The organism is Mesorhizobium sp. B1-1-1, from assembly GCF_006442955.1.
In the GTDB taxonomy this organism is placed as follows: domain Bacteria; phylum Pseudomonadota; class Alphaproteobacteria; order Rhizobiales; family Rhizobiaceae; genus Mesorhizobium.
Map to the genome: position 1 here is coordinate 244,217 of NZ_VFWW01000007.1, position 17,052 is coordinate 261,268.

12 protein-coding genes are annotated in these 17,052 nt (G+C 63.3%); 5 read left to right on the forward strand and 7 right to left on the reverse strand.

Features of this window, described 5'->3' with window-relative positions:
- The first annotated feature begins 207 nt into the window (after positions 1–207).
- Positions 208–1,917 (forward strand): APC family permease, encoded by a 1,710-nt coding sequence (locus FJ986_RS16515; protein WP_140564312.1) that lies wholly within the window; start codon positions 208–210, stop codon positions 1,915–1,917.
- A gap of 77 nt (positions 1,918–1,994) precedes the next feature.
- Here FJ986_RS16515 and FJ986_RS16520 read toward each other — a convergent pair whose 3' ends face one another.
- From FJ986_RS16520 to FJ986_RS16535, 4 genes are all read right to left on the reverse strand, one after another.
- Complete coding sequence (locus tag FJ986_RS16520) at positions 1,995–5,144, reverse strand: efflux RND transporter permease subunit (protein WP_140520868.1); 3,150 nt, start codon at positions 5,142–5,144, stop codon at positions 1,995–1,997.
- Between the two features lie 248 nt (positions 5,145–5,392).
- Positions 5,393–6,538, reverse strand: coding sequence for an efflux RND transporter periplasmic adaptor subunit (locus FJ986_RS16525; protein WP_140520869.1), 1,146 nt, complete (start codon positions 6,536–6,538; stop codon positions 5,393–5,395).
- 56 nt (positions 6,539–6,594) lie between these two features.
- Positions 6,595–7,203 (reverse strand): TetR family transcriptional regulator, encoded by a 609-nt coding sequence (locus FJ986_RS16530; RefSeq protein ID WP_140497843.1) that lies wholly within the window; start codon positions 7,201–7,203, stop codon positions 6,595–6,597.
- 412 nt (positions 7,204–7,615) lie between these two features.
- Positions 7,616–9,268, reverse strand: a complete 1,653-nt coding sequence (locus tag FJ986_RS16535) for an acyl-CoA synthetase (RefSeq protein ID WP_140520870.1) — start codon at positions 9,266–9,268, stop codon at positions 7,616–7,618.
- Between the two features lie 193 nt (positions 9,269–9,461).
- On the opposite strand from FJ986_RS16535, the gene FJ986_RS16540 reads away from it, so the two are divergent.
- The 4 genes from FJ986_RS16540 to FJ986_RS16555 all read left to right on the forward strand — a co-directional run bounded on the left by FJ986_RS16540 (position 9,462) and on the right by FJ986_RS16555 (position 13,177).
- Positions 9,462–10,427, forward strand: a complete 966-nt coding sequence (locus FJ986_RS16540; RefSeq protein WP_140497839.1) for a sugar-binding transcriptional regulator — start codon at positions 9,462–9,464, stop codon at positions 10,425–10,427.
- A gap of 79 nt (positions 10,428–10,506) precedes the next feature.
- The gene (locus FJ986_RS16545; RefSeq protein WP_140559477.1) at positions 10,507–12,561 is read left to right on the forward strand and encodes a bifunctional aldolase/short-chain dehydrogenase; all 2,055 of its coding nucleotides are present in this window, start codon (positions 10,507–10,509) and stop codon (positions 12,559–12,561) included.
- 84 nt (positions 12,562–12,645) lie between these two features.
- Positions 12,646–12,903: a type II toxin-antitoxin system RelB/DinJ family antitoxin gene (locus tag FJ986_RS16550; RefSeq protein ID WP_140559323.1), complete on the forward strand. Its 258-nt coding sequence runs from the start codon at positions 12,646–12,648 to the stop codon at positions 12,901–12,903.
- A gap of 1 nt (position 12,904) precedes the next feature.
- Positions 12,905–13,177 carry a type II toxin-antitoxin system YafQ family toxin gene (locus FJ986_RS16555; protein ID WP_140559322.1) on the forward strand — a complete coding sequence of 91 codons (273 nt, stop codon included), beginning with the start codon at positions 12,905–12,907 and terminating at the stop codon, positions 13,175–13,177.
- Positions 13,178–13,251: 74 nt separating this feature from the next.
- On the opposite strand, the gene FJ986_RS16560 is transcribed toward FJ986_RS16555, so the two are convergent.
- The 3 genes from FJ986_RS16560 to FJ986_RS16570 all read right to left on the reverse strand — a co-directional run bounded on the left by FJ986_RS16560 (position 13,252) and on the right by FJ986_RS16570 (position 16,944).
- Entirely contained in the window at positions 13,252–14,304 is a 1,053-nt protein-coding gene (locus tag FJ986_RS16560; protein WP_140520874.1) for a substrate-binding domain-containing protein, read from the reverse strand.
- Between the two features lie 40 nt (positions 14,305–14,344).
- Positions 14,345–15,340: an ABC transporter permease gene (locus tag FJ986_RS16565; RefSeq protein WP_140520875.1), complete on the reverse strand. Its 996-nt coding sequence runs from the start codon at positions 15,338–15,340 to the stop codon at positions 14,345–14,347.
- Between the two features lie 92 nt (positions 15,341–15,432).
- Positions 15,433–16,944, reverse strand: coding sequence for a sugar ABC transporter ATP-binding protein (locus tag FJ986_RS16570; protein WP_140559476.1), 1,512 nt, complete (start codon positions 16,942–16,944; stop codon positions 15,433–15,435).
- Between the last annotated feature and the right edge of the window lie 108 nt (positions 16,945–17,052).

The window sequence follows — 17,052 nt, forward strand, 5'->3', positions numbered from 1 at the left end:
GGGGCACATTTGTGCGCCCGCCCGCAAGCGTGATGTGCACGGCGCGACAAAACGCTTGACGTGAAAGCGCGCCGGATCAATCTTCACTCCTAAGAAAAAAATACGACTGAGTGGAAACACTGAAGTCGCGGCGATATTGGCCGGGAGCAAGCTTCGCACAGCCGAGGCGTCGCCGGCGGGGAACATCAAAAAGGGGAATTCACCGACATGAGCACCATAAGCACGGTCCTGGACCAGCCTGCCGAAAGCAAGCTGCTCAGGCATATCGACTGGCGCGGCGCCTTCTGGGTGGCGAGCGGCGTCCCGGCCCTCGTCCTGTTCTCGATCGGCGGCATTGCCGGCACGACCGGGACGCTCGCTTTCCTGATCTGGACGGTGTCCATGGTCATGGGCTTCCTGCAATCCTTCACCTATGCCGAGATCGCCGGCCTGTTCCCGAACAAATCGGGCGGCGCCTCGATCTACGGCGCCACCGCCTGGCTGCGCTACTCCAAGTTCATCGCGCCCTTGTCGGTATGGTGCAACTGGTTCGCCTGGTCGCCGGTGCTCTCGCTCGGCTGCTCGATCGCCGCCGCCTATATCCTCAATGCGCTGGCGCCGGTGCCGATCTTTACCGACACGTCGCCCGAGGTCGCCGCCTATATCGCGGCACATGCCGGAACGAGCGCCGGCGACGCCATTACCGCGGTGACCGCGGCGGCGACCCCGGCGATCCGCACGTGGTCGGCGTTCAGCCACACGCTGGGTCCGGTGTCCTTCACCTTCAACGCCACCTTCTTCATCGGCGCCGTGCTGATGCTGATGATCTTCTCGATCCAGCATCGCGGTATCCTGGGCACCGCCAATGTGCAGAAATATATCGGCCTGCTTGTCATCGTCCCGATGCTGATCGTCGGCGTCGTGCCGATCTTCACCGGCCAGATCAACTGGGCCAATTTCTCGCCGCTGGTTCCCTTGGCCGCCGCCTATGCGCCAGAGCCCGGCGCCTGGAACATCGCCGGCTGGACGCTGGTGCTCGGCGGCATGTTCATCGCCGCCTGGTCGACCTACGGCTTCGAAACCGCCGTCTGCTATACGTCCGAGTTCAAGAACCCGGGCACCGACACCTTCAAGGCCATCTTCTATTCCGGCCTGCTCTGCATGCTGCTGTTCATCCTGGTGCCGTTCACCTTCCAGGGCGTGCTCGGCCTCAACGGCATGCTGGCGACGCCGATCGTTGACGGCTCAGGCGTGGCGGATGCTCTCGCCGGCATGGTCGGCGGCGGCGGGCTTATCCACAGCCTGCTGGTGATGCTGATGATCCTGGCGCTTGTGCTGTGCATCATGACGGCTATGGCCGGCTCCTCGCGCACGCTCTACCAGGGCTCCGTCGACGGCTGGCTGCCGCGCTACCTCAGTCACGTCAACGAACATGGCGCGCCGACGCGGGCGATGTGGACCGACCTGTGCTTCAACCTGATCGTGCTGGCGATCGCCTCGGCCGACGCGACGAGCTTCTTCTTCATTCTCGCCGTATCCAATTGCGGCTACATCATCTTCAACTTCCTCAACCTCAATGCCGGCTGGATTCATCGCATCGACAACGGCCATATCGCGCGGCCATGGAAGGCCCCGACGTGGCTCTTGGGGATCGGGGCGATCTTCGCCTATGTCAACGCGATCTTCATGGGCGCCGGCGCCAAGGTGTGGAACCCGATGGCGCTGTGGGCCGGGCTGATCACCGCGGCGCTGATCATCCCGGTGTTCTGCTTCCGCCATTACATCCAGGACGGCGGCAAGTTCCCCGACCACATGCTGGCCGACCTCGGCATGGCGGGAGCGGACCTCTCGGTGAAAAAGGCGGGCATGCTGCCCTATCTGACGCTGGTCGCCGGAGTGGCGGTAATGCTGATCGCCAACTGGTTTTTCGTCATCTGATTGCCTGACGGGCAAGCGGCCTTCGGCTCCGCAAGAACAGAAATCGGCCGGTCTCAAATGAGACCGGCCGATTTGGTTCATTCAGCCGCCAAAGCGAGTTGCGGCCTCTCGACGCCTTCGACGGTTTCCGGTTCGGGCGTCTGTTCGTCGGTCGGCACCTTCTTTCGCTCACGGCCGAAGAACAGGGCGTAGCCAGCGGGCAGCACCAGGATGGTGAGCACGGTTGCAACCAGAATGCCGCCCATCATGGCGTAGGCGAGCGGCCCCCAGAACACGCCGCGCGAGATCGGGATCAGCGCCAGAACCGCGGTCATTGCCGTCAACACGATCGGCCGGAAACGGCGCACAGCCGAGCCGATGATCGCTTCGGAGCGTTCCATGCCTTTCGCGATGTCCTGGTCGATCTGGTCGACGAGGATGATGGAGTTTCGCATGATGATGCCGAGCAGCGCGATGACTCCGAGGATGGCGACGAAGCCGAACGGCGCGCCGCTGATCAAAAGGGCCGCGGCCGCACCGATGATGCCGAGTGGACCGGTGGCCAGAACAAGCATAGCCTTGCCGAAATGCTGCAGCTGGACCATCAGCAATATGACGATGACGGCCAGCATGATCGGCGCCTTGGCGGCGATGGAAGCCTGGCTTTCCGCCGAATCCTCGGCACCGCCCTGGATCTCGATCTTGTAGCCGGGCGCCAGGCCGTCGCGCAGGCCCTTCATGTCGTTGTACATCTTGGTGACGACGTCGTTGGACTGCACGCCGTCGGGCAAGGTCGCCCGCACGCTGATGGTCGGCAAGCGGTCGCGCCGCCACTCGACGCCTTGCTCCAGCACCGGCACAACCTTGGCCACCTGCGACAGCGGCACGAAGCCACCGAAATCGGTCGGGATGTAGATGGAATCGACCGAGGACAGCAGCGCGCGGCTGGCATCCGGCTCGCGGGCGACGATGGACACCGTTTCTTCGCCGTCGCGGAAGTCGCCCAGCGGCGCGCCGGACATGGACGCCTGCAGCATCTGGCGAATGCGCTGCGAGGTGACGCCCAGCGCGCGGGCGCGGTCCTGGTCGATGACCAGCTTCATCGCCGGCACAGGTTCCAGCCAGTCGTCATGGACGGCGCCGAGCAGCGGGTTGGCCTGGAATTTCGCCTTCACCTGGTCGGCAATGCGCCGCACTTCCTGGCGGTCCGGACCCATGACGCGCATCTGCACCGGCCAGCCTGTCGGCGGCCCGAGGAACAAGCGGTCGACCTTGCCGCGGATGGAGGGGAAGTCCTGCGCCAGGATGGTACGCAGCTTGACGATCAGCCGCTCGCGCGCCGGCTCGTCATTGGCCATCACAAGAAGCTGGGCGAAGTTCGGATTCCTGAGCTGCTGGTCCAGCGGCAGGAAGAAGCGCGGCGCGCCTTCACCGATATAGGTGGCGATGAAGCGCTTGTCCTTGTCGTCCATCATCTTGGCTTCCAGCGCCTTGGCCTGCGTCTCGACTTCCTTGATGCTGGTGCCTTCCGGCAGCCAGAGATCGACGAGGATTTCCGGGCGAGACGATTGCGGGAAGAAGTTCTGCGGAATGAACTGGAAGGCCCACAGGCTGGCGGCGAAGGTCACCAGCGTCATCGTCAGCACGATGATGCGATGGCGCACGGCCCAGGTAACGGTCGAGCGAAGCCGGCGATAGAAGCTGGTGTCGAAGACGTCGTGGTGGGAGCCGGCATGCTTGCGCTGCTTGAGGATCATATATCCCAGCCATGGCGTGAAATAGACCGCCACGAACCAGGACACGACGAGCGCGATGCCGACGACGTAGAACAGCGTGCGGACATATTCGCCGGCGGTGGAGGCGGCGAAGCCGACCGGAATGAAGCCGGCGGTGGTGATCAGCGTGCCGGTCAGCATCGGGAAAGCGGTCGAGGAATAGGCGAAACCCGCCGCCTCGATCTTGACCAGCCCCTCCTCCAGCTTGCGTTCCATCATCTCGACGACGATCATGGCGTCGTCGACAAGCAGGCCGAGCGCGATGATCAAGGCGCCGAGAGAAATGCGCTGCAGGTCAATGCCGATCTCGTACATGATGGCGAAAGTGGCGGCCAGGACCAGCGGGATGGCGATCGCAATGACAAGTCCGGAGCGCCAGCCGATCGACAGGAACGAGACGACGAGCACGATCAGCAGCGCTTCGCCGAGCGCATGCATGAACTCGCTGACAGCGTCCCTGACGACCTCGGGTTGGTCCGATATCTGGTCGACGGAGACGCCATAGGGCAGCGCCTCCTCGAATCGCTTGTAGGTCGCCTCGACGTCCTTGCCGACATCGGTGACGTTGAAGCCCTTGGCCATGACGACACCGAGCTGGACGCTCTCGTGGCCATTGAACCGGTACTTGCGCTCGAAAGGATCCTCCAGCCCCGAGCTCACGGTGGCGATATCGCCAAGGCGCGTCACCTGGTTGCCGGCGCGCAAGCGCAGCTCGCGAATGTCGGCCGCCCTGGTGACGTCGCCCTCGACCGAAATGCGGACCGAGCGCAGGCCGGTGTCGACAGAGCCTGCCGGGTCGACATTGTTCTGTCCCTTGATCGCGTTCTGCAGGTCAGTCAGCGTCAGGCCGCGCTCGGCCAGCGCCTTGGACGAGACGTCGATATAGATCTTCTCGGGCTGGTCGCCGATGATGACCGCCTTTTCGACGCCGGGCGTCGTCAGCAGCATATCGCGGGCCTGGATGGCGAACTTCTTCAATTCGGGATAGCTGAAGCCATCGCCGCTGATCGAATGCAAGGTGATGAAGGTGTCGCCGAATTCATCGTTGAAATAGGGGCCGAGCAGGCCCTGCGGCAGATCGCCTGCTATGTCGCCGACCTTCTTGCGCACCTGATAGAAGGCGTCGTTGACCTGGGCAGCATTGGTGTCGCCCTTGATCTGAACCGTGATGATGGCGCTGCCGGCGCGCGTGTAGGAGCGCACGAAGTCGAGATGCGGCGTTTCCTGCAGCTTGCGTTCGATCTTGTTGACGACCTGGTCTTCCATCTCCTGGATCGAAGAACCCGGCCAGATCGCCTGCACGACCATGACGCGGAAGGTGAAATCGGGATCTTCCTTCTGGCCCATGCGCATCAGGCCGAGCGCACCGGCAAGGATGATCAGGCCGAACAGGAAACGTGCGATGCTCGGATGCCCGATCGCCCAACGCGAGAGGTTGAAAGGCCGCTTTTCAGTGTTGCTGTCGGTGGTCATGGCGCCAGTCCAGTCCAATTGATCTGCAGGGCAGGTTCATCATGCCGTTCATGCGTTCTTCGTCTGGCTTCCGGGCGGCGAAGCTCCCTCAAGCGGAGAGACTCGCATCGCGTGTGACGCGACAATGATGCGGGGGAGCCATCTTGCCGGCGTCTCGACGATCGGGCGCCTGCCGCCCGGAAACCATGGCCTGCCCGGTCTTGCGGCTCGCGCCGCCAAGACAGGGGGGCTTTCGTAGTGCCTGGCTGTCAGCGCAGGCTGCTGGTGGCAGCGTCGTCCGCCGCCGAGGCGGACTGCTGGAGACTATCGCCGGACAGCTTGACCTTCAGATTGTCGGTCATGAACTGGGTGCCAGCGGCAACCACGACGTCGCCCTGCTTGAGGCCGTCGGCAACCGCGACGCCATCGGCGGTGAAGTTCGCGATCTTGACCGGACGCGAATGCACGGTGTCGCTGCCGCGGTCCACGGCCCAGACGATCTTCTGGCCGTCCTTTTCAGCCAGGGCGCTGAGCGGGATCGAGACCAGCTGGGTCTTGCTGTCGATCGAGGCCTGCACGTTGGCGGTCATGCCGAGCAGCACGCGCGGATCGTTGGGAAGCGAGACGCGAACGGCGAAGGTACGCGACTGCGGGTCGGCGCTGCCGGCCACTTCGCGGACCTTGCCGGCAAGCGTCAGCGCATCGTCCGCCCAGAAGCTTGCCTTGACCTCCTTGCCCGGCCTGAAGCCGGCAATATCCATTTCCGGCACCGCGATCAGCACTTCCTTCTCGCCATCGACGGCAACCGTCATCACGGGCGTGCCGGCACCGACCACCTGGCCGACATCGGCACTGACCGCGGTGACGATGCCGTTCTCGCTCGCCTTGAGGTCGGTATAGTGGACCTGGTTCTGAGCCTGGGCGAGGGTCGAGCGGGCGGCATCGCGCGTCGCGACCGCCTGGTTGTAGGCCAGCGTCGCCTGCTCGAGCTGCGATTTCGGCGCGAAATTCTTGGCATAGAGCTGCTCGGCGCGCTTCCTGGCGAGATCCATCGTCTCGACCTGGCGCTCGGCGGCGTCAAGGCTCGCCGCGGCGCTTTTGACCGAAAGCTCGTAATCGGAGGGATCGATGCGGGCGAGGACGTCGCCCGAGGTGACATGCTGGCCGATGTCGACGAGCCTCTCGGTGACCTTGCCGGCAACGCGGAAGCCGAGATTCATCTCGGTGCGGGCACGCACCGAGCCGGAATAATCGAGCTGGCGGGTGGTCTGCGCCGCGCCGATCTCGACGACCTTGACGGGGCGGATGATATCCTTGACCTCCGCCTTCTCCTGGGAACAACCGGCAAGGCCGAGCGACGCGACGATCAGGCCGGCAACCGGCAGCCAGCGGATAATGGAATTGGACGAAGACACCTTAGCACTCCCAAACTGGAGATTGATTGTCGTTACCGGCGCCCGGCGGGCGGCGGCTACTTCTTCAAGGCCTTGATCGCATAGTCGATGAGGTCGTCGGGCATTGCCCGGTTGGTCTTGGCAAGACACTGGGCCACCATCTGCGGGTGGCACAAAATGACCGTGGCCGCGCCGAAGCAGCGCGACGCAATCACCGGATCCTGCTCCCTGAATTCGCCGGCCGCGATGCCCTCGCGGATCACCTCGGCAAAAAGATCATGGATACTGTCGACATGCTTGTCGATAACGCCCCAATCGCGCTCGAGGGCGACGATGACCATCTCATGGACCTTCTGGTCGTCGAGCATGACCTCCATGGTCATCTTGTACTGCGCGTGCACGTAGCGCCGCAGCCGTTCCTCGGCGCTGATCGGCAAATGCATGATCTCGTAGGCCATCCTGTAGCTGGCCCCGAGCATCCGGCCGCAGACCGCCTGGTGGATTTCGACCTTGGAAGCAAAGAAGCGATAGATGTTGGCTGGCGACATGCCGAGTTCGCGGGCAATGTCGGCGACATTGGTCTTGCCGTAGCCATAGTGCCGGAACAGGCGCTCGGCGCAATCGAGAATGCGCGTTACATTCTCCTGGCGGGCGGCATCGGCGACGAGGTTGGCGGTTTCGGACATAGCCTCTTTCGATTTACTAGTGATGAATTTTGATTTTCGTCACTCGTAAATCGAAAGGAACGCGATGTCAACACGGATTCGGCGTACGCGTACAAAATGGTGACAGATGGTGACAGTCGCAGGTGTGCAATGACCGACGTTGCCGATTGCGAATGGCGCTCATCCCGTCATCATCAAGGGCGTAGCAAGGAGCGGAGCGACGCGCAGACTCTCAGAATCCATGCTGCGACCTCTGTCGGAAAAAATAACTCGCTCAAAGGGTTAGGCCGACCAGCATCCACAATCTTGGAGGGCCATTGTCGGCCGTCGGATCACGGCTGCCGGGTCGCGGCATGGAGCCTAGGGCTCCGCGACGGAGCTTCGCTCCTGCAACGCTCTGGGATGACCAACTCGCGGATGCTGGTGCAAACTGCTACGAGTTGGCGCTGCCACTCTTCGCCATCTCCCTTAGCCGGAATTTCTGGATCTTCCCCGTCGAGGTCTTGGGGATCTCGGCGAACACCACCGCTTTCGGCAGCTTGAAGCGGGCAAGCAGCGCGCGGCAATGCTCGATGATCTCTGCCTCGGTCGCCGTCTTGCCAGGCTTCAGCTCGACATAGGCGACCGGCACCTCGCCCCATTTCTCGTCCGCCCGCGCCACCACGCCGCAAGACGCAACGGACGGGTGCTTGTAGAGCGCGTCCTCGACCTCGATCGAGGAAATGTTCTCGCCGCCCGAAATGATAATGTCCTTGGAGCGGTCCTTGAGCTGGATATATCCATCCGCATGCATGACGCCGAGATCGCCGGAGTGGAACCAGCCGCCGGCGAACGCCTCGTCGGTGGCCTTGCGGTTCCTGAGATAGCCTTTCATGACGATGTTGCCGCGAAACATGACCTCGCCGATGGTCTGGCCGTCGGCGGGCGTCTGCGTCATCGTTTCGGGATCCATCACCGTGAGGCCTTCGAGCGCGGCGTAGCGGACGCCTTGCCTGGCCTTCCTCGTGGCCCTCTGCCCCTTCTCCAGATGATCCCACTCATTGTGCCATTCGTTCACCACCGCCGGGCCGTAGGTCTCGGTCAGACCATAGAGATGCGTGACGGCGAAGCCGGCATCGGCCATGCCGGTGAGCACCGCTTCCGGCGGCGGCGCGGCGGCCGTGTTGAAGGTGACGGCTTGCGGGAACTGGCGCTTGTCCTCATCCCTGGCGTTGATCAGCACCGACATGACGATCGGCGCGCCGCACAGATGGGTGACGCCATGGTCGGCGATGGCGTCGTAGATCTGCTTCGGCCGAACCCAGCGCAGACAGATATGGGTGCCGGCCTGGACGGCCAAGGTCCACGGAAAGCACCAGCCATTGCAGTGGAACATCGGCAGTGTCCACAGATAGACCGCGTGCTTGGCCATGCCGGCATGGACGGTGTTGGCGTAGGCCATCAGCGCAGCACCCCGATGATGATAGACGACGCCTTTCGGGTTGCCTGTCGTGCCCGAGGTGTAGTTGAGCGAAATGGCGTCCCACTCGTCGTCTGGCATCGACCAGGCGAAATTCTCCTCGCCCTCGGCAACGAAGGCCTCGTAATCAAGAGTGCCGATGCGACCACCCTTCGGATAGGGAGCGTCCGCGGCGTAGTCGGGATCGTCATAGTCGATGACCAGGGGCTTCACCTTGGCCAGATCGAGCGCTTGCCGAACCACTCCGGAGAATTCGCGATCGACAATAAGCACCCTGGTCCCGGCATGGTCGAGCTGGAAAGCGATCACGGCGGCGTCGAGGCGAGTGTTGAGCGAATGCAACACCGCCTTGGTCATTGGCACGCCGAAATGTGCCTCCAGCATCGGCGGCGTGTTCGACAGCATCACCGTCACCGTGTCGCCCTTGCCTATGCCGCGCCTGGAGAGCGCCGAGGCGAGCTGCAGCGAACGCCGCCAGAAATCGCGATACGTCACGCGCTGCCGGCCATGGATGATGGCGACATGATCGGGATAGGTCTTGGCTGCCCGCTCCAGATAGGTGAGCGGCGTCAGCGGCTGGTGGTTGGCAGCGTTCCTGTCGAGATCCTGTTCGTAAGGGTTGCCCATCGTGTCCTCCCCGTATGTCCCTTTGCCGACATGTTCTAACCACAGGCTGGGGCCGCGTCACCAGCAACGATGCCACGACAAAGCGCGTCTGGCGCAATGATGATCTAGATTTGGCGCGCGTAAAGGCATCGCGTACCTCCGCGCGGTTTGACTTTTGTCGAGAGCCGTGACTAATGTCAGCCGAGGAGAAGGCATGGCAATCCGACCGGCAGAACAACTTATCCACAAGGCCGCCTGGCTCTATTATGCGCATGGCCTGCGCCAGGACCAGGTGGCGAGCCAGCTTAACATTTCCCGCGCCTCGGTTGCCATGTATCTGCGCAAGGCGCGAGAGACCGGCATCGTCAACATCTCGACCTCGACCCAGCTTTTCACCGACGACGTCATGGCGCGTAAGCTCGAGGATGCACTCGGTCTCGACGCGGTCTGGATCGCGCCGGAAAACGGCCATATCGCCGATCCCGCCACCGACATCGCGGTGCTGGCGGCGAGCGTCTTTCTCGAACTGGTGAAAAAAGGCGACCGCATCGGCGTCGCCTGGGGACGCACCGTCTACATGATCGCCGACATCATGTCCTACGCCGATCTCCAGGATGTCACCGTGGTGCAGCTCTGCGGCAATCTCGGCGCGCCCTATTCCTATCGTCCCGACCAGTGCACGATGGAGATCGCCCGGCGGCTCAACGCCAAGGGCATCAATTTCTACGCGCCGCTCGTGCTGACCACCGAAGAGCTGGCGCGCGGCCTGCGGGCCGAGCCTGTAATCCGCGAACAGCTGTCGAGCATCCACGAATGCGATCTGGCGCTGTATTCGGTCGGCGCCGTCGATGCCGACAGCCATCTGGTCAAATGCGGCGCGCTGACATCAGACGAAATGGCCGACCTGCGCAAGGCGGGCGCGGCCGGCGTCATTGCCGGGCAGATCATCGATGCCGAGGGCAAGGTGCTCGACTGCGGCTACAACCGGCGGGTGATCTCGGCGGAGCTTTCCTCGCTGCGCGCCATTCAGAAGCGGCTGATGGTGGTGCAGGAGAACAGCAAGTTCGAACCCCTGCTCGCTGCGATCGCCGGCGGCCTTTGCACGCATCTGGTGGTCGGCGCCGATATGGCGCAGCGGCTTCTGGATCATGCCGGAGCGCCAGGCAAAAAGGTATCCTAGAGACCATTCCTGCCGCGCCCGTCATCAAGGCGTCGTGGCATTCCTGTTTCACCACTATGACAGCAACTGGACGAAGCTAATGAAGAACCTGTGGAATGACGGCGACGCGGAGAAGATGGTTGCCGACTATGCAAAGAAAGGCGTCGGACGCGATCTCGCGCTGCGCGTCTACACGACGCGCCTGCTGGGCGGCGAACCGCGACTGGTGCTGCATGGCGGCGGCAACACTTCCTGCAAGACCAAGGCGACCGACCTCGTCGGCGACGAATGGGACGTGCTGTGCGTCAAGGGCAGCGGCTGGGACATGGCCGTCATCGAGCCGCAGGGCTTGCCGGCGGTGAAGATGGGCGCGCTCATCAAGGCGCGCGCGCTGAACAAGCTCTCCGACGAGGACATGGTCGCGCTGCAGCGGGCGAACCTCATCGATCCGTCCTCGCCCAATCCTTCGGTCGAGACTTTGCTGCATGCCTTCCTGCCGCACAAATTCGTCGACCACACGCACTCGACCGCCATCCTGGCGATCGTCGACCAGGAGGACAGCAAGCCGCTGGTGAAGACGGTGTTCGGGGCCAAGATGGGTTACGTGCCCTACATCATGCCGGGCTTCGACCTCGCCAAGGCGGCGGCCGATGTTTTCGACGCCGACCCTGATGTGGAAGGACTGATCCTCGACAAGCACGGCATCTTCACCTTCGGCGACGACGCCAAGCAGGCCTACGACCGGATGATCCATTATGTGAATGTCGCCGAGGAGTATGTTGCCAGCCACGCCAAGCCGAGGGCGGCAAAGGCCGCGCTTCCGGCGAAGCTCGCGACGCCGGCTTCCATCGCTCCTATGTTGCGCGGCGCCGTGGCGGTGGCACGCGGCGAAGGCCGCTTCGACCGCATGATCAGCGATTTCCGCACCTCGGATGCGATCGTCGATTTCATCAATTCGGCCGAGATCGCCGACTACGCCGCGCGCGGCGTGTCGACGCCGGACCTGTCGATCCGCATCAAGACCGGGCCGATGGCGGTGCCGGCGCCAGATGCGGACAAGGCCGGCGACTACAAGGCCGTCATCAAGAACCATGTCGACGCCTTCGCCAAGGAATACCGCGCCTATTTCGAGACCAATGACGCGCTCGACGACGTCAAACGCACCATGCTCGACCCGATGCCGCGGCTGACGCTGGTGCCGGGGCTCGGCATGTTCGGCCATGGCCGCACGCTGAAGGATGCCAGGATCGCTTCCGATGTCGGCGAAATGTGGATCGAGGCCGTGCGTGGCGCCGAGGCGGTCGGCCGTTTTCATCCGCTTTCCAAGGCCGACCTGTTCCCGCTCGAATACTGGTCGCTGGAACAGGCCAAACTCGCCTCCAACAAGCCGAAGCCGCTGACCGGCCAGGTCGTGCTGATCACTGGCGGTGCCGGTGCGATCGGTGCGGCGACCGCCAAGCTGTTTGCGGATAATGGCGCGCATGCGGTGGTCGTCGATCTCGATGGCGAAAAAGCCGCTGAAACCGCCAAGAAGGCCGGCAACAATTCGATCGGGGTCGCCGCCGATATCACCGATCCGGACCAAGTGCGTGCAGCCTTCGACAAGGCGGTCGCCGTGTATGGCGGCGTCGACATAGTGGTGTCCAATGCCGGTGCCGCCTGGGAAGGCCGGATCGGCGAACTTGACGACGCGCTGCTGCGCAAGAGCTTCGAGCTCAATTTCTTCGCCCACCAGTCGGTGGCGCAGAACGCGGTGCGCATCATGCTCGAACAGGGTACCGGCGGCGCTCTCCTGTTCAACACCTCTAAGCAGGCGGTCAATCCGGGTCCGAAATTCGGCGCCTACGGCGTGCCGAAGGCGGCGACGCTGTTCCTGTCCAGGCAATATGCACTGGATTACGGCGCGCATGGCATCCGTTCCAACGCCGTCAATGCCGACCGCATCCGCTCCGGGCTGTTGACCGACGCCATGATCGCCAGCCGATCGGGCGCACGCGGCGTGTCGGAAAAAGAGTACATGTCCGGCAATCTGCTCGGCCAGGAGGTGACGGCGCAGGACGTGGCGCAGGCTTTCCTGCACCACGCGCTGGCCGACCGCACAACCGCCGACGTAACGACGGTCGACGGCGGCAATATCGCGGCGGCGCTGCGGTAGCACGGTCACGCACAGCGCAGACGGCAGGCTTGCAAGAACACCCGTTTGTAGCTACATTGTGGCTCAACAGTAAGGAGTCGCAACATGGCTACGGATACGGTTGTCCGCGCTCGAATTGATGCCGCGACAAAGGACCAGGCTACCGAAGCCCTGGCGGCAATGGGACTGTCGGTCTCCGACGCCATTCGCCTGCTGCTGGTCCGCGTCGCCGCCGACAAGGAATTTCCCTTTCCGGTGAAGGTGCCGAACGCAACCACCCAAAAGGCCATTGCCGAATTGGAAAAAGGCAAAGGCAAGCGTTTCGCGTCAGCCGACGAATTGTTCAAGGATTTGGGCATCTGACATGCCGACGCCCGTTCACTCCGGGCAATTCCGCAGGGACGTTAAGCGCATGGAGAAGCGTGGCAAAGACCTCGCTAAATTGCGCGAGTTGTTGGGCCTGCTCATCGCCGGACTGGAACTGCCGGCGCGTTATAAGGATCACCCTCTAAAAGGCGACTGGAAAGACTATCGGGATGCGCATGTAGAACCTGATTGGCTCTTGATCTACCGCATTGCCGACGATGAGCTGCGGCTTGCCCGCACCGGCTCCTACTCCGATCTGTTCAACGAATGAAGACAGCAAAAAAGCCGCCTGCACTTGCTGCAAGCGGCTGTTCCAAGTGTGAGCGAATTGCAATATCGATTGGCCTACTTCGCGTTCGGGTTCGGCATCCAGGCCGGCATGGCGACATCAGCATGGGCGAACTGCGGCAGCTTGGCCGATAGGTCTTCCATGTTCTTGATGTCCTTGTCGAGAAGGTCCTTCTGGGTGATCAGCGTCGGCGGCACGACGACGTTGTGGCCGGGGTCTTCGCCGGCCAGCAGCTGCGCCAGCGCACGCACCGAGACCTGGCCGACGACGGCCGGGTTGGTGGCCGCGGTTGCCGCCCAGGCGCTGTCGGGCTCGCGCATCGCCGCAATGTCGGAGGTCGAGATGTCGGCCGAATAGATCTTGATGTCCTTGTTCAGGCCCGCCTCGTCGACGGCGATCTTCACGCCCTTGGCGAACTCGTCATAGGGAGCAAACATCACCTTGATGTCGGGATGGGCGGTCAGCACCGAGCGCGCCTGGTTGGCGACCGAGTTGGCGATCGGGTTGTCCAGCGTGCCGAACATGGCGACTTCGTTGATGCCCGAGTATTTCTTCTTCACGTCGACCCATGTTTCATTGCGGCGGTCGAGCGGGGCTATGCCCGCGACATAGACATAGCCGGCCTTCCAGCTCTCGCCATTGTCCTTGACCGCCTGCTCGAGCGCGAGGCGCGCAAGGTCGCGGTCTGACTGCTCGATCTGCGGGATCTTGGGGTTTTCGACGTTGACGTCGAAAGCGACCACCTTGATGCCGGCGTCGACCGCGCGCTGGGCGGCGTCCTTCATCGATTCCGTCAGGCCGTGCTGGATGATGATACCCTGCACGCCAAGCGCGATGGCCTGGTCGACCATGTCGGCCTGGAGGGCGGCGTCCTGGCGGCTGTCGAGCACGCGCAGGTCGACGCCGAGGGCCTTGGCCTGCGCCTCGACGCCGGACAGATAGGCCTGGAAGAAGTCACCGGTCGAGAGATAGCGCACCAGGGCGATCTTGACGCCAGGCTTGTCGAACGGTGCCGGGCGATCGGCAGCCAGGGCCGTCCCCTGCATCAGCAACGCCGCGCCGGCGAGCCCGAGCGCTGCCTTGCCCAAAAGTCTTCTTGTGATGTTCACGTCGTTTCCTCCACTTGTTGAAATGCAACCCGGTCGAAATCTATGTCCTGCCCCTGCCGGAAAGAGCGAAGGTGAAGACAAGGGCGACGACCAGAACGGCGCCCTTGATGAAATCTTGCGTGTAGTACGGCGCGTTCATCATCGTCAGACCCTGGAGAAGGACGCCTACGAAGACCGCACCGACGGCCGTGCCGAACGCGTTCGGCTTGGCGGCGCCGAGCACCGCGTAGCCGATCAGCGCCGCGGCGACAGCGTCGAGCAGAAGATTATTACCCGAGGCGATGTCGCCGCGTCCAAGCCGGGCGGCGAGCAAAATACCGCCGATCGAGGCAAAAACTCCTGAAATGATATAGGCCCAGATTTTGTATGCCTTGACAGGCGCGCCGGCGAGTTCGGCGGCGCGCTCATTGGAGCCGACTGCATACATCATGCGGCCGAAGCGGGTGTATTCGAGGAAGAACCAGATCAGCACCGCGAGCACCGCCAGGACGACGACCGAGACCGGAACGAGATTGGGAATGAAGAAGTCGAAGCGGTGGCGGCCGAGCGCCAGGAACGCCTCGCCGAACTTGCCGTTGGCGACCGAGCCATCGGGCATGGTCATGCCGGTGGCGATCGAGCGGCCTTCGGTCGGGATACGCTGCAGGCCGACCAGCAGGAACATCATGCCGAGCGTCGCCAGCAGGTCCGGCACGCGCATATAGACGATCAGCCAACCATTGATGAGCCCAACGATAACGCCGATCAGCAGGCAGACGATGACCGCGATGACAGCGTTCTGCTCCAGCACGACCATGACATAGGCCGCCGCCATCATGGCTGACGTGGCGACCGAGCCGATCGACAGGTCGAAACCCCCAACGACCAGCGTGGCGGTGACACCAAGCGCCAGCACGCCGGTGATGGCGACCGACTGGAAAATGAAGACCGCACTTTGCGGCGAAACGAAACCGTCGGCGGCGATCGCGAAATAAGCGACGAGCCCGAACAACAGGACGATGAAACCGTAGCGGATGGCGTGGTTGCGCTGCGTCATTCAGCGCCCCCGCGCGCCGCTGCCGTTTTTACCCAACTCGAACCCATGCTCTCCATTCCAATTGTCATCGTCAGCTCTTCAATTCCAGCCGGTCAAGCCGCGCGGTGCGGCAGCCCGCCGGCCACCTCGGCCAGCAGGCGATCGAGATCGATGTCCGCGTTGCGGTGTTCGCCGACGACGGTCTGCTCCGACATCACCAGGATACGGTCCGCCGTCTCCAGCGCCTCGTCGAGTTCGGTGACGAACAAAAGCGTCGCGCGGCCATTGGCGCTTGCCCTCAGCTTGGCGGCGATGTCGCGCCTCGCCGAGATGTCGACGCCCTGAAACGGCTCATCGAGAATGAACAGGCTTGCATCCTGCGCCATCCAGCGGGCGACCATCACCTTCTGCTGGTTGCCGCCGGACAATGCCGACATCTCGTCCTTCTCGGAGCGGCAGACGATGCCCAGTTCCTGGATCTGCCGGCGCGCCGTGGCGCGTTCGAGGCGGCGCTTGAGCACGCCCAGGTTCGACATCCGCCTCAGGAACGGCAGGCTGACATTGCGCTCGATGTTGAAGCCGCCGACGATGCCGCTGGTGGCGCGATCCTTGGCGATGAGGAAGACGCCGGCGGCGATCGCATCGCCGGCCGAGCGCGGCGCGTAGGGTTTGCCGTTCATCGTCATGGTGCCGGCGATCGGCCTGCGCACGCCGAATAGCGTCTCGGCAAGCGCTGTCTTGCCGACGCCGACCAGCCCGGTGACGGCAACGACCTCGCCGTCGCCAAGGGTCAGCGAGATCGGCCTGGCGCCCTGGGCGATGCGCAGGCCTTCGACGGTCAGCACCGCCTTGGCCGAGTGCCTGGCGACGATCTGGTCGAGGTGGATCTTGCGGCCGAGCATGGCATTGACCGCACCTTCGTAGTCGAGCGGCTTCTTGTCGAAGACGCCGGACACGGCGCCGTCGCGCATCGAGACGATGCGGTCGGCAAGCCGCCTTATGTCGGACATGCGGTGCGAGATATAGAGGATCGCCACGCCTTGCGCGCGCAGCCTGTCGACCAGCGCAAAAAGCCGATCGGCTTCGGCGCTCGATAGCGATGAGGTGGGTTCGTCGAGGATCAGCACTTTCGGCTGATGTGCCAGCGCGCGGGCAATCGCCACCATCTGGCGATCGGCCAGCGAGAGATCGCTGACGCGCGCCTTCAAGTCGATCGCCAGGTCCATGCGGTCGGCAACCGCCTTGGCCTCGCGACGCACACGGACCGGGTTGAAGAGCACCGGGGCGCCACTGCCGCTCAGCCTGTCCAATGTCAGGTTGGTGGCCACGTCAAGGTCGGCGACGACACCGTCATTGATGTTCTGGTGAACGGTGACGACGCCAGCGCGGATCGCTTCCGCCGGTCTTCCCGGCGCAAAGTCCTGGCCGGCCAGGGTCATGGTGCCGCCGTCGCGCTCGTAGACGCCGCTGACGATCTTGACGAGGGTGGATTTGCCGGCGCCGTTGGCGCCCATCAGGACGGTCACTTCACCGGCATGGAGTTCGAGCGAGACGCCGCCAAGCACCTCGTTGCGGCCAAAGGATTTCCTCAGTCCCTCTACGCGGAACACGGCATTGCCGACCATGCGTTCCTCCCTGACGGTGACGCTATGGGCTACGTCGGCAATTGTCAACACGATTGACAATTGCCAGAGCGCTACCTAGCTTGGCCCCGCCGCCGTGGCTCCGCTACT